Origin of the sequence: Pseudomonas bharatica (assembly GCF_048586865.1) — a bacterium.
In the GTDB taxonomy this organism is placed as follows: domain Bacteria; phylum Pseudomonadota; class Gammaproteobacteria; order Pseudomonadales; family Pseudomonadaceae; genus Aquipseudomonas; species Aquipseudomonas bharatica.
This window is the reverse complement of the sequence record NZ_JBMAWR010000004.1, coordinates 35,757-56,804: the sequence shown is the minus strand read 5'-3', so window position 1 is coordinate 56,804 and position 21,048 is coordinate 35,757. Positions and strand designations below refer to the sequence as shown.

Below are 21,048 nucleotides of genomic sequence, written 5' to 3'. Positions count from 1 at the left end.
TCCAATGGAGGAAACGACGCGTACCCTGTGGGAGCGGGTTCACCCGCGATTGCTATTGTGAACTCACTACCGCAATCGCGGGTGAACCTGCTCCCACAGGGTACGCAACGTCCTGGCTTTTACTTCTTGTGCTTGCGGAACGCCGCCTCCAGCGCTTCGTTGATGGTGCGCAGCACCTTCACCCGCGCCCAGCGCTTGTCGTTGGCCTCGACCAGGGTCCAGGCCGCGATCTCGGTGCTGGTGCGGTCGACCATATCCCCCACCGCCTGGGCATACAGGTCCCATTTGTCGCGGTTGCGCCAGTCTTCCTCGGTGATCTTGAAGCGCTTGAAGGGAATGTTCTCGCGCTCCTGGAAACGCTCAAGCTGGGTCTGCTGGTCGATCGCCAGCCAGAACTTGACCACCACCACCCCGGCGTTGCTGATCTGCTCCTCGAAATCATTGATCTCGCCGTAGGCACGCATCCAGTCGGCCTGGCTGCAGAAGCCCTCGACCCGCTCCACCAGCACCCGGCCATACCAGGAGCGGTCGAAGATGGTGAACTTGCCGAACGCCGGCAGGTGTCGCCAGAACCGCCACAGGTACGGGTGCGCCCGCTCTTCCTCGGTGGGTGCGGCGATCGGCACGATGTTGTACTGGCGCGGGTCCAGTGCTGCCGCCACCCGGCGGATCGCCCCGCCCTTACCCGCCGCGTCGTTGCCTTCGAAAACGGCCACCAGCGAGTGATGCTTCATGCGCTTGTCGCGCAGCAAACCGGCCAGGCGCGCCTGTTCGGTCAGCAGTTGTTCCTGGTAGTCGTTCTTGTCGAGGTGGACGCTGAGGTCGAGGCTTTCCAGCAGGCTGCGGTCGTCGATGCTGGCCCCCAGCGGGGCGATCGGCGTCGGCTCCTTGAGGGTCTTGGCCTTCAAGGCATTCTGCAGCCCTTCCAGAAGCAGCTTGCCCACGGCCAGGCTGCGGTAATGCGGATCGAACCCTTCGATGATGTGCCAGGGCGCGTACTCGCGGCTGGTGCGGCGGATCACCCGCTCGCCGAAGCGCACGAAGCGGTCGTAGGTTTCCGATTGCTGCCAGTCCAGCGGGCTGATGCGCCAGCGGTGCACCGGGTCATCCTTGAGCGCCTTGAGCCGCGCCTTCATCTGCTTCTTGGACAGGTGGAACCAGAACTTGAAGATCAGCGCGCCTTCATCGCAGAGCATCTGCTCCAGGCGCTCGGCGCCGCTGATGGCCTGGTCCAGCACGGCGTCCTTGAAATGCCCGTGGACCCGGCCCTGGAGCATCTGGCTGTACCAGTTACCGAAGAACACGCCCATCCGCCCCTTGGCCGGCAACGCCCGCCAATAGCGCCAGGCCGGCGGACGCGCCAGTTCTTCGTCGGTCTGCTGGTCGAAGGTGCGTACTTCGATCAGCCGCGGGTCCATCCATTCGTTCAGCAGCTTGACCGTCTCGCCCTTGCCGGCACCTTCGATGCCGTTGATCAGCACGATCACCGGGAAGCGTGCCTGCTGCTTGAGTTCGAACTGGGCTTCGAGCAAGGCTTCACGTAGCGCGGGCACTTCGGCGTCGTAGGTTTCTTTGTCGATCGAGTGACCGATTTCAGCGGATTCGAACATACCAGGCTCCCTTCATGGATAAGCAAGACTAGCGGATCGCCACGGGTTTTGTCCGGGATCAAACAGCGTTTCGGCGATCGGCTAGAATGCCGGTTCCGCTGTTGCCGAGCCCTTTCATGACCGACTCACCTGCTCCACGCCATGCCCAGATCGACTGGGATGAACTGGGCCGCCCCCATTCGCGGCAGTACGACGACATCTATTTCTCCAAGGACCAGAGCCTGGAGGAAACCCACCACGTGTTCATCGAGCAGAACGACCTGCGCCAGCGCTTCGCCGCGCTGGCTGCCGGCGAGTGCCTGGTGATCGGCGAGACCGGGTTCGGTACCGGGATGAATTTCCTCTGCGCCTGGCAGTTGTTCGACAAGCACGCCCGGACCGGCGCCCGCCTGCACTTCATCAGCGCCGAGAAGTTTCCCCTGACCCGCAGCGACCTGGCCCGTGCCCTGGCCCTGTGGCCGCAATTGGCAAGCCAGGGCCAGGCACTGCTGGAGCGCTATGTGGCGGTGCACGAGGGCTACCAGCAGTTCCTGTTCGAGGATGGCCGGATCAGCCTGACGCTGATGATCGGCGACGCCCGGGAGCAGTTCGAAAAGCTCGACGGGCGCATCGACGCCTGGTTCCTCGACGGTTTCGCGCCAGCGAAGAACCCGGACATGTGGACCCCGGAACTGTTCGCCCAACTGGGCCGGCTGTCGGTGCCGGGGACCACCCTAGGCACCTTCACCAGCACCGGCTGGGTACGCCGCGCCCTGATCGCGGTGGGTTTCACCATGAAGCGGATCCCGGGGATCGGCAAGAAATGGGAGATCCTGCGCGGCCTGTACAGCGCCGGCCCGGAACAACAGGCGCTGCCAGCGGCAGTGCCGCCCTGGTATCGACGCCCTGCGCCGCCAGGCGGTCCTCGTCATGCACTGGTGGTCGGTGCCGGGCTGGCCGGTTGTGCCAGCGCCGCCAGCCTCGCTGCGCGGGGTTGGCAGGTCAGCCTGCTTGAGCGCCACGGGCAACCGGCCAGCGAGGCCTCGGGCAACCCCCAGGGCGTGCTTTACCTCAAGCTTTCCGCCCATGGCACGCTGTTGTCGCAATTGATCGTCAGCGGTTTCGGCCATACCCGGCGCCTGCTCGAACGCCTGCAGCGGGGCACCGACTGGGACGCTTGCGGTGTACTGCAACTGGCGTTCGATGACCAGGAAGACCAGCGCCAGGCACAGCTGGCCGGGGCGTTCAGCGATGAGTTGCTGCAACGGCTGGATCGCCAGCAGGCCGAAGCCATTGCCGGCGTCGCCCTGCCCGCCGGCGGCTTGTTCTATCCCGAAGGCGGCTGGGTGCATCCTCCGGCGCTGTGTCGCTGGCAGGCGGAACAGGCCAAGGTGAAGCTGCTGCCCCATCACAACGTGCTGCAACTGCGCCGGGTCGATGGCTTGTGGCAGGCGCTGGACGGCGAGCGAGTGCTGGCCGAAGCGCCGGTGGTAGTGCTGGCCGGGGCGGCGGAGATTCGGCAGTTCGAAGCCTGTGCCGGCCTGCCGCTCAAGCGCATTCGCGGGCAGATCAGCAAATTGCCGGCGACTGCCGCCAGCCGGGCCTTGCATACGGTGGTGTGCGCCGACGGCTATGTGGCGCCGCCGCGCCAGGGGGAACACACCCTGGGCGCCAGCTTCGATTTCCACAGTAGCGATACCGTGCCGACCGTCGAGGAACACCGCAGCAATCTCGAGTTGCTGCGGGAAATCTCGCCGGACCTGGACCAACGGCTGGAGATCGACCGGCTGGATACGCAGCACCTGGAAGGCCGGGCGGCGTTTCGCTGCACCAGCCCGGATTACCTGCCGCTGGTCGGGCCACTGGCGGATGCCGCGGCCTTTGCCGAGACCTACGCGGCACTGGCGAAGAATGCGCGGCAGGTGCCCGATGAACCCTGCCCGTGGCTGGAGGGGCTCTATATCAACAGCGGGCATGGCTCGCGGGGCCTGATCACCGCACCGCTGTGCGGCGAGCTGCTGGCCGCCTGGGTCAATGGCGACGCCCTGCCGGTGCCGCGGGAGATCGCGGAGGCCTGTCACCCGAACCGCTTCATGTTGCGTGAGCTGAAGCGCAACAAATCCTGAAGCTGATTCGGCCCCTGTGGGAGCGGGTTCACCCGCGATTGCGTAGGTGAATTCACTACCGCAATCGCGGGTGAACCCGCTCCCACAGAGGCCGAGTCGCTCCGGCCGTCGACCTCCCTTATTCCATATCGATCTAAAACTCCCACAACCTCACCCGGTCAGTTTCTGAGTGCCCCCTATTCGGGCACTTTCCCCAACGGCAAAACCGGTAAGGACTTATGTGCGGATTAGCTGGAGAGTTTCGTTTCACCCCTGTAGCAACCCCCTCGCGCCCGGCAGACCTCGCCGCGGTCGAGCGGATCACCCATCACCTGGCCCCTCGCGGCCCCGATGCCTGGGGCTTCCATAGCCAGGGCCCGATCGCCCTCGGCCACCGTCGCCTGAAGATCATGGACCTGTCCGACGGCTCGGCCCAGCCCATGGTCGACCCGCAACTCGGTCTGTCCCTGGCCTTCAACGGCGCCATCTACAACTTCCCGGAACTGCGCGCCGAGCTGGAAAGCCTCGGCTACAGCTTCTATTCCGGCGGCGACACCGAAGTGCTGCTCAAGGGCTATCACGCCTGGGGCGAGCAATTGCTGCCACGCCTGAACGGCATGTTCGCCCTGGCCATCTGGGAACGCGACAAGCAGCAGTTGTTCCTCGCCCGCGACCGCCTCGGCGTCAAGCCGCTGTACCTGTCGCGTACCAACGAGCGCCTGCGCTTCGCCTCGACCCTCCCGGCCCTGCTCAAGGGCGGTGACATCGATCCGGTGCTGGATCCGGTGGCCCTCAATCACTACCTGAATTTCCATGCCGTGGTCCCCGCGCCACGCACCCTGCTGGCCAACATTGAAAAGCTGCCGCCCGCCACCTGGATGCGCATCGACGCCCAGGGCCGCAGCCAGCAGCAGCAATGGTGGAGCCTGCACTACGGGCCACGCACCGATGAACAGGACCTGACCCTGGAGGACTGGCGCGACCGCGTGCTCGACAGCACCCGCGAAGCCGTGGCCATCCGCCAGCGAGCAGCGGTCGATGTCGGTGTGCTGCTGTCCGGCGGCGTCGATTCCAGTTTGCTGGTCGGCCTGCTGCGCGAGGTCGGTGTGGAAGACCTGTCGACCTTCTCCATCGGTTTCGAAGATGCCGGCGGCGAGCGCGGCGACGAGTTCCAGTACTCCGATCTCATCGCCCGGCACTACGGCACCCGCCACCACCAGTTGCGCATCGACGAACGCGAGATCATCACCCGGTTGCCGGCAGCCTTCCGTGCCATGAGCGAGCCGATGGTCAGCCACGACTGCATCGCCTTCTACCTGCTGTCGCGGGAAGTGGCCAAGCACTGCAAAGTGGTGCAGAGCGGCCAGGGCGCCGACGAGCTGTTCGCCGGCTACCACTGGTACCCGCAGGTGGATGGCGCCGCCGACCCGGTGGCGGCGTATCGCGCGGCATTCTTCGACCGCAGTTTCGAGGAATACCGCGACACCGTGCAGTTGCCATGGCTGGTGGACAGCGACGTGGCCGGCGACTTCGTCCGCCAGCACTTCGCCCAGCCGGGCGCCCGCGAAGCCGTGGACAAGGCGCTGCGCCTGGACAGCACGGTGATGCTGGTGGACGACCCGGTCAAGCGCGTCGACAACATGACCATGGCCTGGGGCCTGGAGGCGCGCACGCCGTTCCTCGATTACCGCCTGGTGGAGCTGTCGGCACGCATTCCGGCGCGCTTCAAGCTGCCGGACGGCGGCAAGCAGGTGTTGAAGGAAGCGGCGCGACTGGTCATTCCCAACGAGGTGATCGATCGCAAGAAGGGCTACTTCCCGGTACCCGGCCTCAAGCACCTGCAAGGCGCGACCCTGGATTGGGTGCGCGAACTGCTGCTGGACCCCAGCCAGGACCGCGGTCTGTTCAACCCGGCAATGCTCGACCGCCTGCTGAGCGACCCGCACGGCCAGCTCACGCCGTTGCGCGGTTCGAAACTGTGGCAACTGGCGGCCCTGAACCTGTGGCTCAGCGAACAAGGAATCTGACCGATGAAAGCCCATGCATCCACCTATGGCCAGCGCCTGCTGCGCGGCCAGGTGCCGTCCTATGAACGCCTGCAGGCGCGCCTGGCCGATGAAGGCAGCGAGCCCCATGAAGAGCCGCGTTCGCTGCACTGCGGCTGGGGACGCCTGCTGATCGGCCATACCTATGCCGAGCCTGGCCAACTGGCCCGGGCGCTGCTGGAGGAACAACCGGGCGAGCGGGATATCGCCTTGTATGTCGCCGCACCACAGCAGGTCCTGGCCCAGGCCCCGCAGCAGTTGTTCCTCGATCCTTCCGACACCCTGCGCCTGTGGTTCAGCGATTACCGCCCGGCCAGCCGGGTGTTTCGCGGCTTCCGCATCCGCCGGGCGCAAAGCGACGAGGACTGGCAGGCGATCAATACCCTGTACCAGACCCGCGGCATGCTGCCGGTCAAGACCGAGCTGCTGACGCCGCGCCATCTGGGCGGTCCGGTGTATTGGCTGGCGGAGGACGAGGACACTGGCGCGGTGATCGGCAGCGTGATGGGCCTGAACCACCTCAAGGCCTTCGAAGACCCCGAGGGCGGCAGCAGCCTCTGGTGCCTGGCGGTGGACCCCAACACCACCCGGCCTGGCGTGGGCGAGGTGCTGGTGCGCCATCTGGTGGAGCATTTCATGAGTCGCGGCCTCAACTACCTCGACCTCTCTGTGCTGCATGACAACCGCCAGGCCAAGCGGCTCTATACCAAGCTCGGCTTCCGCAACCTGCCAACCTTCGCGGTCAAGCGCAAGAACGGCATCAACCAGCCACTGTTCCTCGGCCCGGGGCCGCAGGACGGGCTCAACCCGTATGCGCGGATCATCGTCGAGGAAGCCTACCGGCGCGGAATCGACGTTCAGGTGGACGATGCCGACAGCGGCCTGTTCACCCTCAGCCATGGCGGACGCCGGGTGCGCTGCCGCGAGTCGCTGAGCGACCTGACCACGGCCGTGAGCATGACCCTGTGCCAGGACAAACGCCTGACCCAGCGCACCCTCGCCGCTGCCGGGCTTAACGTGCCGGCGCAGCAATTGGCGGGCAATGCCGACGACAACCTGGCCTTTCTCGAGGACCACGGCGCAGTGGTGGTCAAGCCGGTGGATGGCGAACAGGGCCATGGCGTGGCGGTCAACCTCACCACCCTGGACGAGGTCACCCAGGCCATCGAGCAGGCTCGGCGCTTCGACAGCCGGGTGTTGCTAGAGAGCTTCCACGAAGGCCATGACCTGCGCATCCTGGTGATCGGCTTCGAAGTGGTGGCGGCGGCGATCCGGCATCCGGCCCAGGTGATCGGTGATGGCCAGCACAGCATCGGGCGCCTGATCGACGCGCAAAGCCGGCGCCGGCAGGCGGCCACCGGCGGGGAAAGCCGGATTCCCAAGGATGAGGAAACCCTGCGCACGCTCCAGGCCGCCGGCTTCGATTACGACAGCATCCTCCCCGCCGGCCAGCGCCTGGCGGTGCGGCGTACTGCCAACCTGCATACGGGCGGCTGCCTGGAAGACGTCACCGCGCGCCTGCACCCGACCCTGGCCGAGGCCGCGATCCAGGCCGCCCGCGCCCTGGATATCCCGGTGGTCGGCCTCGACCTGATGGTGCGCGCCGCCGACCAGCCGGAGTATGTGTTCATCGAGGCCAACGAACGCGCCGGCCTGGCCAACCATGAACCGCAACCCGTTGCCGAACGTTTCGTCGACCTGCTGTTTCCCCTGAGCCGGACGACGAACTGATCCAAACCGTGCACCAGGAGTATCCATGACTGCCCCGCTACCCGAACCGGACCTGACATACCTGCAGAAAGTCCTTCTGGAAATGCTGGCGATCCCGAGTCCCACCGGCTTTACCGACACCATCGTGCGCTATGTCGCCGAACGCCTGGAGGAACTGGGCATCCCCTTCGAACTGACCCGGCGCGGCACCATCCGCGCCACCCTCAAGGGCCGCAAGAATTCACCCGATCGCGCCGTCTCAGCGCACCTCGACACCATCGGTGCCAGCGTCCGCGCCCTGCAGGACAATGGCCGCCTGGGGCTGGCGGCGGTGGGTTGCTGGTCGAGCCGTTTTGCCGAGGGCAGCCGGGTCAGCGTGTTCACCGACAACGGCGTGCTGCGCGGCAGTGTGTTGCCGCTGATGGCCAGCGGTCATGCATTCAATACCGCCATCGACCAGATGCCGGTGAGCTGGGAACACATCGAGGTGCGCCTGGACGCCTATTGCGCGACGCGGGCCGACTGCGAATCGCTGGGGATCAATATCGGTGACTTCGTCGCGTTCGATCCGTTGCCCGAGTTCACCGAAAGCGGGCATATCAGCGCCCGCCACCTGGACGACAAGGCCGGCGTGGCCGCGCTGCTGGCGGCGCTCAAGGCGGTGGTGGAAAGCGGCCGGACGCCGGAGATCGACTGTCATCCGCTGTTCACCATCACCGAGGAAACCGGCTCCGGCGCGGCAGGTGCCCTGCCCTGGGATGTCAGCGAATTCGTCGGCATCGATATCGCCCCGGTCGCGCCGGGGCAGCATTCCAGCGAGCACGCGGTCAGCGTGGCGATGCAGGACTCGTCCGGGCCCTATGACTACCATCTGTCGCGCCACCTGCTGCATCTGGCCAACGAGCACAACCTGCCGGTGCGGCGCGACCTGTTCCGCTATTACTTCAGCGATGCGCACTCGGCGATCACCGCCGGGCACGATATCCGCACCGCGTTGCTGGCATTCGGCTGCGACGCGACCCATGGCTACGAGCGGACCCATATCGATAGCCTGGCGGCATTGAGTCGCCTGCTCGGCGCCTACCTGCTGAGCCCGCCTGTATTCGCGGCGGATTCGCACCCGGCGGGGAGCTCGCTGGAGAGGTTCAGTCATCAGCTTGAGCATGATGCTCAGATGGAGAGTGATACCCGGGTGCCGACGGTGGATGAGGTGCTTGGTCGAAGAGATTGATCTAAGAGCGCCGCGGACCCTGTGGGAGCGGGTTCACCCGCGATTACGATGGTGAATTCACCACGGCAATCGCGGGTGAACCCGCTCCCACAGGGTCCGCGGTGATCCGCAAAAGCAGGTAGCATATGCCATCAATTCAAAGCAGACCCAGCCCCATGCTCATCCCCTACGACCAGCTCGAAGCCGACACCCTGACCCGCCTGATCGAGGACTTCGTCACCCGCGACGGCACCGACAACGGCGACGATACCCCGCTGGAAACCCGCGTCCTGCGGGTACGCCAGGCATTGGCCAAGGGACAGGCGTTCATCCTCTTCGATATGGACAGCCAGCAATGCCAATTGCTGGCCAGGCACGATATCCCCAAGGAGCTGTTCGACTGATCAGCCCGCCTTCTGCTTCTGCGCTTCCTCCGCCAGGCGCCGATAGATTTCGGCGCGGTGAATTTCCACGTCGCGCGGCGCACTGATGCCGAAGCGCACCGTACCGCCGTCCACGGCGATCACCTTGAGCTTGATGTCGTTACCGATGTTGATGACCTCGCCAATCTCGCGTCCTATGACCAGCATCGCCAAATCCTCCATATCCGGGTGAATCTGGAGACTGTCTGTCGGCGTAGTCCGCTTCAATGGTCTGGCAGACAAATAGAGTTGCCCTACAACAGCGCAGGAAGTGACCTACTGAAATTTCCTACAAAATCAGCCTGCGCTCTGCAACCGCGGGCCCAGCAGGATGACCGTCGCGCCTAGCACGCAGAGCGCTGCACCGAGCCAGTCGCTGGTCAAGGGGCGGCCTTTCTCGACGAAGGCCAGCCACAGCAGCGAGGTGACGATATAGATTCCGCCGTAGGCGGCATAGGCGCGACCGGCGTAGGCGGCCTCGACCCGGGTCAGCAGCAGGGCGAACAGGGTCAGGCTGAACAGTGCCGGGGCGATCCACCAGGCGCTCTTGGCGAGCCGCAGCCACATGTAGAAGGCGTAGCACCCGGCGATCTCGAACACGGCGGCGAGGAAAAACAGCAGGTAATTGATCACAGGTATCCCCGGAGCTGGCAAAACGCCGAGGATACCTGATGGTGCGGCTCAGGATTGGCTCGAACGGCCCTTGGCGCGCATTTTCTCGGCCATGCTGGCCATCTCGTCGTAGAGCGCCTGCGGGTCATGCTGCTTGAGGTGCCAGGCCATGCGCCCCTGTTCGTGGGGCAGGATCATGAACTGGCCAGCGGCGACCTGCCGGAAGATGTAATCGGCGATATCCGCCGCGCTGATCGGCGAGCTTTCCAGCAGTTTGCCGACCTGGGCCTTCATTGCCGGCGTCGGGCCGCGGAAGGAGTCGAGCAGGTTGGTCTGGAAGAACGACGGGCAGACCACATGTACGTCGACTTCGAGCTGGCGCAGTTCCACCAGCAGGCTTTCCGAAAGCGCCACCACCCCGGCCTTGGCCACGTTGTAGTTGCTCATGGCCGGGCCCTGCATCAAGGCGGCCATGGAGGCAATGTTGATGATCCTTCCCTTGCTCCGCTCCAGCAGCGGCAGGAAGGCCTTGCAGCCCTTGACCACGCCCATCAGGTTGATTGCGATCTGCCAGTCCCAGTCTTCCAGCGACAGCTCGGCGAAGAAGCCGCCGGAAGCGACGCCTGCGTTGTTGACGATCACATCGACGCCGCCCAGGTGTTCCTCGCAGGCCTGGGCCAAGGCGATCAGCTGGCTGTAGTCGCGCACATCGCAGCGTTGGGTGAAGCCGTCGCCGCCGGCTTCACGAACCAGGGCCAGGGTCTGTTTCAGGCCCTCCTCGTTAACGTCGCTCAATGCCAGTTGCCAGCCTTCGCGCGCCCAGCGCAGGGCGATCTCGCGCCCCAGTCCGGAGCCCGCGCCGGTGATCATCATGCGGTTCTGCATAGCGCCTGCCTTGTGTGTTTCGTGATGGTGACGGGCAGTGTAGCGAAGGGTTTGCGGGGGCCGGAGGGGTATCAGGTTGCTGAATGGTGGTGACCTCGCGGGCGCTATCGCTGGCCAGCTCCCACAGCCCCCTGTGGGAGCTGGCCAGCGATAGCGCCCGCGAGAGCGACCCGATTAAACTTTCTGCCCAGGCCCGCAATCACACTAAGTAAGCGGACCTGACCAGCAGGTCTGCCCATCCGACCGAAACCAGAGGAATCCGTCATGGGCACAATTCTCATCATCATCCTGATCCTGCTGCTGATCGGCGGCCTGCCGGTCTTCCCGCACTCCAGGAGCTGGGGCTACGGGCCATCCGGCGTCATCGGGACCGTGTTGATCGTGCTGCTGATCCTGCTATTGCTCGGCTACATATGACCCGCGACTGAATCGCAGGCAAAAAAAAATGGCCCTTCATCGAAGGGCCGTTTTTTTTTGACGCTCAGGACTCAGTGGGAAACCGCACCACTGGCGCCCAGGCCGGTCTGCGAACGCACGAACTGCGGGAAGAACAGCGCACGCTCGTCTTCGGCGGCCTTGGACTTGTCGGTGATCGAGAAGAACCAGATACCGATGAAGGCAATGATCATCGAGAACAGCGCCGGGTATTCGTACGGGTAGATCGGCTTCTCGTGATGCAGGATCTGCACCCAGATGGTCGGGCCGAGGATCATCAGCGCGACCGCACTGATCAGGCCCATCCAGCCGCCGATCATGGCGCCGCGGGTGGTCAGCTTCTTCCAGTACATCGAGAGCAGCAGTACCGGGAAGTTGCAGCTCGCCGCGATGGAGAACGCCAGGCCGACCATGAAGGCGATGTTCTGGCTTTCGAAGAGAATGCCCAGGCCGATGGCCAGCACGGCCAGGGCGATGGTGGTGATCTTCGAAACGCGGATCTCGTCCTTCTCGTTGGCCTTGCCCTTGCGCCAGACGCTGGCGTACAGGTCGTGGGATACCGCCGAGGCACCGGCCAGGGTCAGGCCTGCTACCACCGCGAGGATGGTGGCGAAGGCCACGGCCGAGATGAAGCCGAGGAAGACGCTGCCGCCTACTGCGTCGGCCAGGTGCACCGCCGCCATGTTGTTGCCGCCGATCAGGGCGCCGGCAGCGTCCTTGAAGGCAGGGTTGGTGCTGACCAGCAGGATCGCGCCGAAGCCGATGATGAAGGTCAGGATGTAGAAGTAACCGATGAAGCCAGTGGCGTAGAACACCGACTTGCGTGCTTCCTTGGCGTCGCTCACGGTGAAGAAGCGCATCAGGATGTGCGGCAGGCCGGCGGTACCGAACATCAGCGCCAGGCCCAGGGAGAAGGCCGAGATCGGGTCCTTCACCAGGCCGCCGGGGCTCATGATCGCCTCGCCTTTCGGGTGCACGGCGATGGCCTGGGAGAACAGCTGGCTGAAGTCGAAGTTGACGTGCTTCATCACCATCAACGCCATGAAGCTGGCACCGGAGAGCAGCAGCACTGCCTTGATGATCTGTACCCAGGTGGTCGCCAGCATGCCGCCGAACAGCACGTACAGGCACATCAGGATACCGACCAGGATCACCGCGATGTGGTAGTCGAGGCCGAACAGCAGCTGGATCAGCTTGCCGGCACCGACCATCTGGGCGATCAGGTAGAAGGCCACCACCACCAGCGAGCCGGAGGCGGACAGGGTACGGATTTCCTTCTGGCCAAGGCGGTAGGAAGCCACGTCGGCGAAGGTGTATTTACCCAGGTTGCGCAGGCGTTCGGCGATCAGGAAGAGGATGATCGGCCAGCCGACGAGGAAGCCGATCGAGTAGATCAGGCCGTCGTAGCCGGAGGTGAACACCAGGGCGGAAATCCCCAGGAAGGACGCTGCGGACATGTAGTCGCCGGCGATCGCCAGGCCGTTCTGGAAGCCGGTGATCTTGCCGCCGGCGGCGTAGTAGTCGGACGCCGAGTTATTTTTCTTCGAGGCCCAGTAGGTGATGCACAGGGTGGCACCGACGAAGGCGACGAACATCAGGATCGCCGCTACGTTCAGCGGTTGTTTCTGCACCTCGCCGGTGAGGGCGTCGGCGGCCCAGACGGCGGGTGCGAACGCGCCGATGGCCAGGGTTGCCAGTACACGCCGGATCATTGCTGAACCTCCTTGAGGATTGCGTTGTTCAGCTCGTCGAACTCACCGTTGGCACGACGTACGTAGATGCCGGTGAGAATGAAAGCCGACAGGATCAGGCCGACGCCGAGGGGAATACCCCAGGTGATCGACGAGCCGGGACTGATCTTGGCGCCCAGTACTTGCGGGCCATAGGCAATCAGGAGAATGAAAGCAGAGTAGAGACCGAGCATGATCACCGAGAGAATCCAGGCGAATCGTTCCCGTTTTGACACCAGCTCCTTGAACCGCGGGCTGTTTTGTATCGATAGGTAAATGCTGTCGTTCATTGTTTTTGTCCTCGCAGCACAGATTAGGTAGAACCCGTCACCACTTTATGCTGCCCATGAACGCGCTCCAGACGACCTTAGTCTTAGATGTAAAAGGCTTTTGCGAAATGGGTAACAACCCGGAAATGCAAAGGCCGCCCACCGGAAAAACCGGGGGCGGCCCTGGCGAGGCTCAGGATAGAGGCATCAAGCCATCATGCTGGCCTTATTTACCGGTCCATTCGGCGACGCGCTCGGGGTGCTTGGCAACCCAGTCCTTGGCGGCGGCGTCGGGTTTTGCACCCTCTTGAATGGCCAACATGACCTCGCCGATCTCGTCTTTCGACTGCCAGGAGAACTTCTTCAGGAACTCGGCCACTTCCGGCGCCTTGGTCGCCAGTTCCTTGCTGCCGATGCTGTTGACGGTCTCGGCGGCGCCGTACACGCCTTTCGGGTCTTCGAGGAAGCGCAGTTTCCACTTGGCGAACATCCAGTGCGGTACCCAGCCGGTCACCGCGATGGATTGCTGCTTGGCATAGGCGCGGCCCAGTTCGGCGGTCATCGCCGCGCCGGAGCTGGCCTGCAGCTTGTAGCCGTCCAGCGCGTAGTCCTTGATCGCCTGGTCGGTCTTGAGCATCACCCCGGAGCCGGCGTCGATACCCACGATCTTTTTCTTGAAGCTGTCATCGGTCTTGAGATCGGCGATCGATTGCGCCTTCACGTATTCCGGCACGATCAGGCCGATCTTGGCGTCCTTGAAGTTGGGGCCGTAATCGACGACCTCATCCTTGTTCTTGGCCCAGTACTCACCGTGGGTGACCGGCAGCCAGGCGGAAAGCATGGCGTCCAGCTTGCCGGTGGCCACGCCCTGCCACATGATCCCGGTCGCCACGGGCATCAGCTTCACGTCATAGCCCAGTTTCTGTTTGATGACCTCGGCCGCCACATGAGTGGTCGCCACACTGTCGGACCAGCCATCGACATAGCCGATGCTCACTTCCTTGGCCATCGCCTGCCCGGCGCTCATCGCCAATACCAGGGCGGCACCCGCCCCCAGGAGTCGTCGCATTTTCATCAAGCTTCCCCTTGTCGCTTAAACGGATAGTCACTTCACGGGACATCACGTGCCCGACATAGATCGGGCCATGTCTTGTTCTGGTGCAAGGCGCCCCCTTCACGCCTGGATTCTCTACAGCAGGAACGGGACCGGAATCGCATCAGCGGAGCACTGATGGCTGTCATCATCAACCCCGGACCGCCACGATCCTGTTTTGTCTGCGACCTTGAAACACCGAGAAACGACATCAGCTGGCCAGCAGTGCCCCGGCCTGCCGGGCTTGCGGGAAAACCCGCCCGAACTTTGCATGCCAAGGAAAAATCCCCGGGCGTTTGCAGGTAGTATTGGCGGCTTTGTTTCCTCAGCCGGATCGTTCCATGTCCTCGACTGCCCGCTTTGCGCTGCCGCCCTACCTGTTCGCTTGCCTGCTCGGCCTGCTCGCCCTCGCCGGGCTCTGGTACGGGCTCGGCAAGCCGGTGCTGCTGCCTGACGCCGCCAGCGCCACGCATAAATTGCAATGCGCTTCCTATACGCCGTTCGACAAGGACCAGTCGCCGTTCGACCAGCCTTTCACCCTGCGTCCGGAGCGTATCGATGCCGACCTGGCGCTGCTTTCGAAGCGTTTCGAGTGCATTCGCACCTATTCCATGACCGGGCTTGAAGACATCCCGGCCATTGCTCGCAAACATGGGTTGAAAGTCATGCTCGGGGCCTGGGTCAACGGCAATCCGGTGGATACCGACAAGGAAGTCCGCGCCCTGATCGCCTCGGCCAACGCCAACCCGGACGTGGTCCGCGCGGTGATCGTCGGCAACGAGACCCTGCTGCGCAAGGAAGTCACCGGCGACCGCCTGGCTGCGTTGATCGGCCAGGTGAAAAGCCAGGTGCAGGTACCGGTGACCTATGCTGACGTCTGGGAGTTCTGGCTGCAGCATCCGCAGATCGCCCCGGCCGTGGACTTCCTGACCATCCACCTGCTGCCGTACTGGGAAGATGATCCGCGCGGCATCGACGATGCCCTGGCCCATGTCGGCGAGATCCGCCAGGTGTTCGGCAACACATTCGCCCCCAAGGACATCCTGATCGGCGAGACCGGCTGGCCCAGCGAAGGCCGCCAGCGCGAAACCGCAGTGCCGAGCCGGGTCAACGAGGCGCGCTTCATTCGCGGCTTCGTGGCCATGGCCGAGGAGCATGGCTGGCATTACAACCTGATCGAAGCCTTCGACCAGCCGTGGAAGCGTGCCAGCGAAGGGGCCGTTGGCGGTTACTGGGGCCTGTATGACGCCGATCGCCAGGACAAGGGCGTGCTGGAAGGCCCGGTGAGCAACCTGCCGTTCTGGCCGCAGTGGCTGGTCGCCAGTGGTGTGCTGTTCTTCGCCACCTTGTTGGTGGCCGGGCCGGTGCGTACCACGCGCAATGCGCTGGCCTTGCCGCTGCTGGCGGCGATCGGCGCGGCGAGCATCGGCTTGTGGGGCGAACTGGCGCGGACCAACGCACGTTTCGTCGGCGAGTGGACCTGGGTGGTGTTGCTGACGTGCTTGAACCTGATCGTTCTCGCCCATGGCGCACTGGCCCTGGCGGCACGGGACGGCTGGCGCCAGCGGGCGTTCGCCTGGCTGGAGGCACGCGGCGCCTGGTGGGTGATCGCGGCAGGCTTCGCGGCAGCGGTAAGCATGCTGGCGCTGGTGTTCGATCCGCGCTACCGGAGCTTCCCGAGTGCAGCGTTCGTGGTGCCGGCGCTGGCTTACCTGGTGCGGCCGGTCAGGGTGGCGCGGGCCGAGGTGGCGTTGTTGACCCTGATCGTGGGTGCAGGGATTGCGCCGCAGTTGTATCGCGAAGGGCTGGTCAGTCAGCAGGCGTGGATCTGGGCGGGGGTCAGTGTGGTGATGACTGCTGCCTTGTGGCGCTGCCTGAGAACCCGCTAACGCTTCCGGGCCTCATCGCCGGCAACGCCGGCTCCCACAGGTATTGTATGCACCGCAGAACCTTGTGGGAGCCGGCGTTGCCGGCGATGAGGGCCTAAAGTTCACCGCAGAGACCGGCGAACCAGCCGCAACCCCGCCAGCACCACCGTAAACACCGCAATACTCGCGGTGTACAGCACCAAGGCCGGTATCCCCGCCACCAGCGCCAGCACCGCCAGCCACCAGCCAGCCTTGCGTGGTATCACGGTCGCCAGCAGCGCCAGCCCCAGGCCGATCCAGGCCAGGATCCGGAAGTGAATGGTCAGCCCCAGCATCGAGCGCACCGAACACTCCCACACCTGCACCTGCGCCGAGCACACCCCGACCCACTGCGGGTCCTCCATGAAGCCGTAGCGCACGGCATAACTGGCAGCCAGCCACGCCGGAATGAACAGCAGCAGTGCGATCAACGGCAAACGCTGGGACATCAGGAACTCCAAAGTTAGAAAATCGCCGGCCAGCATAATCCCTCGGACCGTGGGCGCAAGGCGAAAGCGCGGCCCTGGGCTACTTTTATCCTCAGGATAAATGGAACCAATTGTTGCAACGACCAAAGCAGGCGCGGCAACATTCGAAGCAACAAAGACAGTGGCACTTGGCAACTTCTTTCGTCATGCAAGTGTCCTAGGCTGCATCGTGCTTTAGCCTTTTTTCCGGGGACCCGTCATGTTTCGACCTCTGCGCCTTGCTGCCTTGCTGGGTGGCCTTTTGCTGTGTGCGGCCGCGTCGGCGGCGGATATCGATGCCGCCAGCTATGGCTACCCGCTGACCAACCCCTTCGAGGCGACCATCGCCACCACGCCGCCGGACCTGCGTCCCGAGCTGCCCACCGACGAGGACATCACCCAGAGCGACTACACCCTGAACATGCGTCCGGAACGGGAGTTCATCCTGCCGGACAATTTCTGGCCGGTGAAGAAACTCACCTACCGCCTGGCCCGGCAGGACCACGAGGCACCGTTGATCTTCCTGATCGCCGGTACCGGTGCCCCCTTCAACTCGAGCATCAACGAATACCTCAAGCGCCTGTACTACAAGGCCGGCTTCCATGTCGTGCTACTGTCCTCGCCGACCAGCTACGACTTCATGAGCGCCGCCTCGCGCTTCGCCACGCCGGGCGTCAGCAGCGAGGACGCCGAGGATCTGTACCGGGTCATGCAGGGTGTGCGCGCCCAGCATCCGCGCCTGGCGGTCAAGGAGTTCTACCTCAGCGGCTACAGCCTCGGCGCCCTCGACGCGGCGTTCGTCGCCCACCTCGACGAGACCCGGCGCAGCTTCAATTTCAAGCGTGTGCTGCTGCTCAACCCGCCGGTGAACCTGTACACCTCGATCACCAACCTCGACCGCCTGGTGCAGACCGAGGTCAAGGGGGTGACCAGCCATACCACCTTCTACGAGTTGATCCTCGCCAAGCTGACCCGCTACTTCCAGCAGAAAGGCTATATCGACCTCAACGACGCCCTGCTCTACGACTTCCAGCAATCGCGCCAGCACCTGAGCAACGAGCAGATGGCCATGCTGATCGGCAGTTCGTTCCGCTTCTCCGCCGCCGATATCGCCTTTACTTCGGACCTGATCAACCGCCGCGGCCTGATAATCCCGCCGAAATTCCCGATCACCGAAAGCAGCAGCCTGACGCCCTTCTTCAAGCGCGCCCTGCAATGCGACTTCGACTGCTACCTGACCGAGCAGGTGATCCCGATGTGGCGCGCCCGCACCGATGGCGGCAGCCTGCTGCAATTGATCGACCAGGTCAGCCTCTACGCGCTGAAGGACTACCTGAGCCAGTCGCCGAAGATCGCCGTGATGCACAACGCCGACGACCTGATACTCGGCCCTGGCGATATCGGTTTCCTGCGCAAGACCTTTGGCGACCGGCTGACCCTGTACCCCCATGGCGGCCATTGCGGCAACATCAATTACCGCGTCAACAGCGACGCCATGCTGGAGTTCTTCCGTGGTTAAACGTCTGCTGATCACCGCCCTGCTGCTGTCCGCCGCCCCGGCCTTCGCCGACGAAACCGCGCCTGCGGCCAGTGCCCTGGATACCGACGGCTTCACCGAGCCGTTGAAGGAGCTGAAATTCAACCCAGGGCTGGACCAGCGCGAATTCGAGCGCGCCACCCTCGACGCCCTGGAGGTCTACGACCCGATGGAGTCGTGGAACCGCCGCGTCTACCACTTCAACTACCGCTTCGACCAATGGGTGTTCCTGCCGGTGGTCAACGGTTATCGCTATATCACCCCGCAATTCGTGCGCAGCGGGGTCAGCAACTTCTTCAGCAACCTCGGCGACGTGCCGAACCTGCTCAACAGCCTGCTGCAGTTCAAGGGCAAGCGTTCGCTGGACATCACCGCGCGGCTGCTGGTGAACACCACCATCGGCGTCTTCGGCCTGTGGGACCCGGCAACCATGATGGGCGTGCCCAAGCAGAACGAGGATTTCGGCCAGACCCTGGGCGTCTGGGGCGTGCCGAGCGGGCCGTACGTGGTGTTGCCGATTCTCGGCCCGTCGAACCTGCGCGATACCGGCGGGCTGGTAGTGGACTATGGCGCGGAAAACCAGATCAACTTCCTCAATGTCGCGGAAGTCAGCAGCGATCACCCGGAAATCTGGGTGCTGCGGGCCGTGGACAAGCGCTATACCACCAACTTCCGTTACGGGCAGATGAACTCGCCGTTCGAGTACGAGAAGGTGCGGTATGTGTATACGGAGTCGCGCAAGCTTCAGATAGCCGAGTGATCAAAGCACGACACAGTCACCTGTGGGAGCGGGTTTACCCGCGATTGCGATGGTGGATTCACTGACGCAATCGCGGGTAAACCCGCTCCCACAGAGACCGCGTCCGCTTGTTACGGGTGATTTCCAGACAACCCCAGGAAACCGCAAAGCTGCGCCCGCTTGGCCAGCGCATCCCGCCGCCCCAGTTCGATCAGCTCGCTGCAATACCCTGCCTCGAACAGCAGGTAGCTGAGCACCCCTGCCCCACTGGTTTTGGTCGCCCCCGGCCCGCGCAGGAACATGCGCAAGGCCGGCGGCAGTTCACGGCGATGGCGCGCGGCGATCTCGTCCAGCGGCTGGCTGGGCGCTACCACCAGCACCTCGACCGGCGCCAGGCCGAGGCGCTGGGGATGATCCTGGGGCGGCACCAGGTGGCTGAGGTGGTTGAGTCGCTGGAGCAGCTCCAGGTCATCTTCCAGGCTGTCGATGAAAGTGCTGTTGAGCAGATGTCCGCCGATCTGCGCCAGGCTGGGCGGCTGGCCGCTGTAGACCCGGGCATGCGGCATGGTGTCCGCCGGCCCGCGCGGATTGCCGCTGACGCCCACCACCAGGATGCGGTTGGCTCCCAGGTGCAGCGCCGGGCTGATCGGCGCCGACTGGCGCACCGCACCGTCACCGTAGTACTCGTGGCCCAGCTTGACCGGCGCGAACAGCAGCGGGATCGCCGAGCTGGCCAGCAGGTGTTCGATGCTCAGGCGGGTCGGCAAGCCGATACGACGATGGCGCAACCACGGATCGATGGCGCCGCGCCCCTGGTAGAAGGTCACCGCCTGGCCCGACTCATAGCCGAAGGCTGTCACTGCCACCGCCCGCAGGTGGCGCTGCTCGATGGCATGGCCGATGCCGCTCAGGTCCAGATGCTCGGAAAGCAGCCCGCGCAAAGGGGAACTGTCGAGCAGGGCCACCGGCACCTGGCGCCCCAGGCCAAGCAGGCTGTGGCCGACGAAACGACTGGCCTGGCGCACTACCCCGGGCCAGTCGCTGCGCAATACATGGTGGCTGCGAAAGCCCTGCCAGAAGCCAGTGAGACGGCGTATCGCCTCGGCGAAATGCAGGGCGCCGCTGGCCAGGGTGACGGCATTGATCGCACCGGCCGAGGTGCCGACGATCACCGGAAAGGGATTGGCCGCGCCTTGCGGCAGCAGGTCGGCAATGCCCGCCAAAACCCCCACCTGGTAGGCGGCACGGGCGCCGCCGCCGGAAAGGATCAAGCCGGTGACCGGTTCTGCTGCCATGCACGCACTCCCTGGAATGACGGAAAAAGCGGGTTACTTCTTGTACAGCTTCGGTTCGCCCGGCGGCCGCGACTTGAAGCGCCGGTGCGCCCACAGGTACTGCTCGGGACACTCGCGCAGGGCCTGCTCGATCCACTGGTTGATGCGCAGGCAGTCGGCTTCCTCGGTCTCGCCCGGGAAGTCTTCGAGCGGCGGATGGATCACCAGGCGATAGCCACTGCCATCGGCCAGGCGCTCCTGGGTGAACGGAATGACCCGGGCGCGGCCCAGGCGGGCGAACTTGGTGGTGGCGGTGACCGTCGCCGCCGGAATACCGAACAGCGGCACGAACAGGCTCTGCTTGGCACCGTAGTCCTGGTCCGGTGCGTACCAGATGGCGCGTCCGGCGCGCAGCAGCTTGAGCATGCCGCGCACGTCCTCGCGTTCCACCGCCAAGGAATCGAGGTTATGCCGCTCGCGGCCACGGCGCTGGACGAAGTCGAACAGGGCGTTCTTGTGTTCGCGGTACATGCCGTCGATGGTGTGGACCTGGCCGAGCAGCGCGGCGCCGATTTCCAAGGTGGTGAAATGCAGGGCCATCAGGATGGCACCCTGGCCATCACGCTGCGCCGCCTGCAGATGCTCCAGCCCCTCGATGTGCGCCAAGCGCGCCAAACGGGCCTTTGGCCACCACCAGCTCATGGCCATTTCGAAGAACGCGATACCGGTGGAAGCGAAATTTTCCTTGAGCAGGCGGGTTCGCTCGACGGACGGCAAGTGCGGGAAGCACAGCTCCAGGTTGCGTGCGGCGATCGCCCGGCGCGCTCCGGCCACGCGGTACATCACCGCCCCCAGGGCACGGCCGATCCCCAGCAAAACCGGGTACGGCAGCTGAACGATCAGCCAGAGCAGGCCGAGCCCCAGCCACAGCGGCCAGAAACGCGGGTGCAGGAAGTACGGACGAAAACGCGGGCGATCCATTCAAGATTCCGGAAAGAAAAAGGCCGGGCATTCTACAA

General features: G+C 64.3%; 19 protein-coding genes. 9 read left to right on the top strand and 10 right to left on the bottom strand.

The genetic code is table 11. The features are described from left to right. Positions 1 to 119: 119 nt before the first annotated feature. Positions 120 to 1,610, bottom strand: a complete 1,491-nt coding sequence (gene pap / locus ACKLLE_RS06830; protein WP_009407529.1) for a polyphosphate:AMP phosphotransferase — start codon at positions 1,608 to 1,610, stop codon at positions 120 to 122. 116 nt (positions 1,611 to 1,726) lie between these two features. Between pap and mnmC the strand changes: the two genes are divergently transcribed. From mnmC to ACKLLE_RS06805, 5 genes are all read left to right on the top strand, one after another. Beyond that, the gene (mnmC, locus tag ACKLLE_RS06825; protein WP_420057339.1) at positions 1,727 to 3,715 is read left to right on the top strand and encodes a bifunctional tRNA (5-methylaminomethyl-2-thiouridine)(34)-methyltransferase MnmC2/FAD-dependent 5-carboxymethylaminomethyl-2-thiouridine(34) oxidoreductase MnmC1; all 1,989 of its coding nucleotides are present in this window, start codon (positions 1,727 to 1,729) and stop codon (positions 3,713 to 3,715) included. Between the two features lie 218 nt (positions 3,716 to 3,933). Then, the gene (locus tag ACKLLE_RS06820; protein WP_420057338.1) at positions 3,934 to 5,721 is read left to right on the top strand and encodes an N-acetylglutaminylglutamine amidotransferase; all 1,788 of its coding nucleotides are present in this window, start codon (positions 3,934 to 3,936) and stop codon (positions 5,719 to 5,721) included. Between the two features lie 3 nt (positions 5,722 to 5,724). Beyond that, complete coding sequence (ngg, locus tag ACKLLE_RS06815) at positions 5,725 to 7,470, top strand: N-acetylglutaminylglutamine synthetase (RefSeq protein WP_420057336.1); 1,746 nt, start codon at positions 5,725 to 5,727, stop codon at positions 7,468 to 7,470. 25 nt (positions 7,471 to 7,495) lie between these two features. Continuing rightward, entirely contained in the window at positions 7,496 to 8,680 is a 1,185-nt protein-coding gene (locus tag ACKLLE_RS06810) for an osmoprotectant NAGGN system M42 family peptidase (protein ID WP_420057335.1), read from the top strand. Positions 8,681 to 8,835: 155 nt separating this feature from the next. Continuing rightward, on the top strand, positions 8,836 to 9,063 hold the full coding sequence (locus tag ACKLLE_RS06805; protein WP_009407519.1) for a YheU family protein: 228 nt from the start codon (positions 8,836 to 8,838) through the stop codon (positions 9,061 to 9,063). Here the strand turns inward: ACKLLE_RS06805 and csrA are convergent, their stop codons facing one another. The 3 genes from csrA to ACKLLE_RS06790 all read right to left on the bottom strand — a co-directional run bounded on the left by csrA (position 9,064) and on the right by ACKLLE_RS06790 (position 10,578). Further along, the gene (gene csrA, locus ACKLLE_RS06800) at positions 9,064 to 9,249 is read right to left on the bottom strand and encodes a carbon storage regulator CsrA (RefSeq protein WP_064304968.1); all 186 of its coding nucleotides are present in this window, start codon (positions 9,247 to 9,249) and stop codon (positions 9,064 to 9,066) included. 129 nt (positions 9,250 to 9,378) lie between these two features. Next, positions 9,379 to 9,714, bottom strand: a complete 336-nt coding sequence (locus tag ACKLLE_RS06795; protein WP_064304969.1) for a YnfA family protein — start codon at positions 9,712 to 9,714, stop codon at positions 9,379 to 9,381. Between the two features lie 48 nt (positions 9,715 to 9,762). Further along, on the bottom strand, positions 9,763 to 10,578 hold the full coding sequence (locus ACKLLE_RS06790) for an SDR family oxidoreductase (protein WP_009407512.1): 816 nt from the start codon (positions 10,576 to 10,578) through the stop codon (positions 9,763 to 9,765). A 264-nt stretch (positions 10,579 to 10,842) separates the two neighbouring features. Between ACKLLE_RS06790 and ACKLLE_RS06785 the strand changes: the two genes are divergently transcribed. After that, entirely contained in the window at positions 10,843 to 10,995 is a 153-nt protein-coding gene (locus tag ACKLLE_RS06785) for a DUF3309 family protein (protein ID WP_009407510.1), read from the top strand. Positions 10,996 to 11,066: 71 nt separating this feature from the next. Here ACKLLE_RS06785 and ACKLLE_RS06780 read toward each other — a convergent pair whose 3' ends face one another. The 3 genes from ACKLLE_RS06780 to ACKLLE_RS06770 form a co-directional block, all read right to left on the bottom strand. Continuing rightward, on the bottom strand, positions 11,067 to 12,725 hold the full coding sequence (locus ACKLLE_RS06780) for a cation acetate symporter (RefSeq protein WP_009407507.1): 1,659 nt from the start codon (positions 12,723 to 12,725) through the stop codon (positions 11,067 to 11,069). Beyond that, on the bottom strand, positions 12,722 to 13,033 hold the full coding sequence (locus ACKLLE_RS06775; RefSeq protein WP_009407505.1) for a DUF485 domain-containing protein: 312 nt from the start codon (positions 13,031 to 13,033) through the stop codon (positions 12,722 to 12,724). The genes ACKLLE_RS06780 and ACKLLE_RS06775 overlap by 4 nt, the downstream gene beginning before the upstream one ends. A gap of 205 nt (positions 13,034 to 13,238) precedes the next feature. Beyond that, the gene (locus ACKLLE_RS06770) at positions 13,239 to 14,087 is read right to left on the bottom strand and encodes a glycine betaine ABC transporter substrate-binding protein (protein ID WP_420057334.1); all 849 of its coding nucleotides are present in this window, start codon (positions 14,085 to 14,087) and stop codon (positions 13,239 to 13,241) included. Between the two features lie 359 nt (positions 14,088 to 14,446). On the opposite strand from ACKLLE_RS06770, the gene ACKLLE_RS06765 reads away from it, so the two are divergent. Then, positions 14,447 to 15,994 carry a glycoside hydrolase family 17 protein gene (locus tag ACKLLE_RS06765; protein ID WP_420057332.1) on the top strand — a complete coding sequence of 516 codons (1,548 nt, stop codon included), beginning with the start codon at positions 14,447 to 14,449 and terminating at the stop codon, positions 15,992 to 15,994. 101 nt (positions 15,995 to 16,095) lie between these two features. On the opposite strand, the gene ACKLLE_RS06760 is transcribed toward ACKLLE_RS06765, so the two are convergent. Beyond that, on the bottom strand, positions 16,096 to 16,461 hold the full coding sequence (locus ACKLLE_RS06760) for a hypothetical protein (RefSeq protein ID WP_064304972.1): 366 nt from the start codon (positions 16,459 to 16,461) through the stop codon (positions 16,096 to 16,098). 238 nt (positions 16,462 to 16,699) lie between these two features. Between ACKLLE_RS06760 and ACKLLE_RS06755 the strand changes: the two genes are divergently transcribed. Together ACKLLE_RS06755 and ACKLLE_RS06750 are read left to right on the top strand one after the other, a co-directional pair. Then, the gene (locus ACKLLE_RS06755) at positions 16,700 to 17,998 is read left to right on the top strand and encodes an alpha/beta fold hydrolase family protein (protein ID WP_420057331.1); all 1,299 of its coding nucleotides are present in this window, start codon (positions 16,700 to 16,702) and stop codon (positions 17,996 to 17,998) included. Beyond that, positions 17,991 to 18,776 (top strand): MlaA family lipoprotein, encoded by a 786-nt coding sequence (locus ACKLLE_RS06750; protein WP_420057330.1) that lies wholly within the window; start codon positions 17,991 to 17,993, stop codon positions 18,774 to 18,776. The genes ACKLLE_RS06755 and ACKLLE_RS06750 overlap by 8 nt, the downstream gene beginning before the upstream one ends. 110 nt (positions 18,777 to 18,886) lie before the next feature. On the opposite strand, the gene ACKLLE_RS06745 is transcribed toward ACKLLE_RS06750, so the two are convergent. Together ACKLLE_RS06745 and ACKLLE_RS06740 are read right to left on the bottom strand one after the other, a co-directional pair. Next, on the bottom strand, positions 18,887 to 20,050 hold the full coding sequence (locus ACKLLE_RS06745) for a patatin-like phospholipase family protein (protein WP_064304974.1): 1,164 nt from the start codon (positions 20,048 to 20,050) through the stop codon (positions 18,887 to 18,889). 33 nt (positions 20,051 to 20,083) lie between these two features. Further along, complete coding sequence (locus ACKLLE_RS06740) at positions 20,084 to 21,010, bottom strand: lipid A biosynthesis lauroyl acyltransferase (RefSeq protein WP_009407491.1); 927 nt, start codon at positions 21,008 to 21,010, stop codon at positions 20,084 to 20,086. Between the last annotated feature and the right edge of the window lie 38 nt (positions 21,011 to 21,048).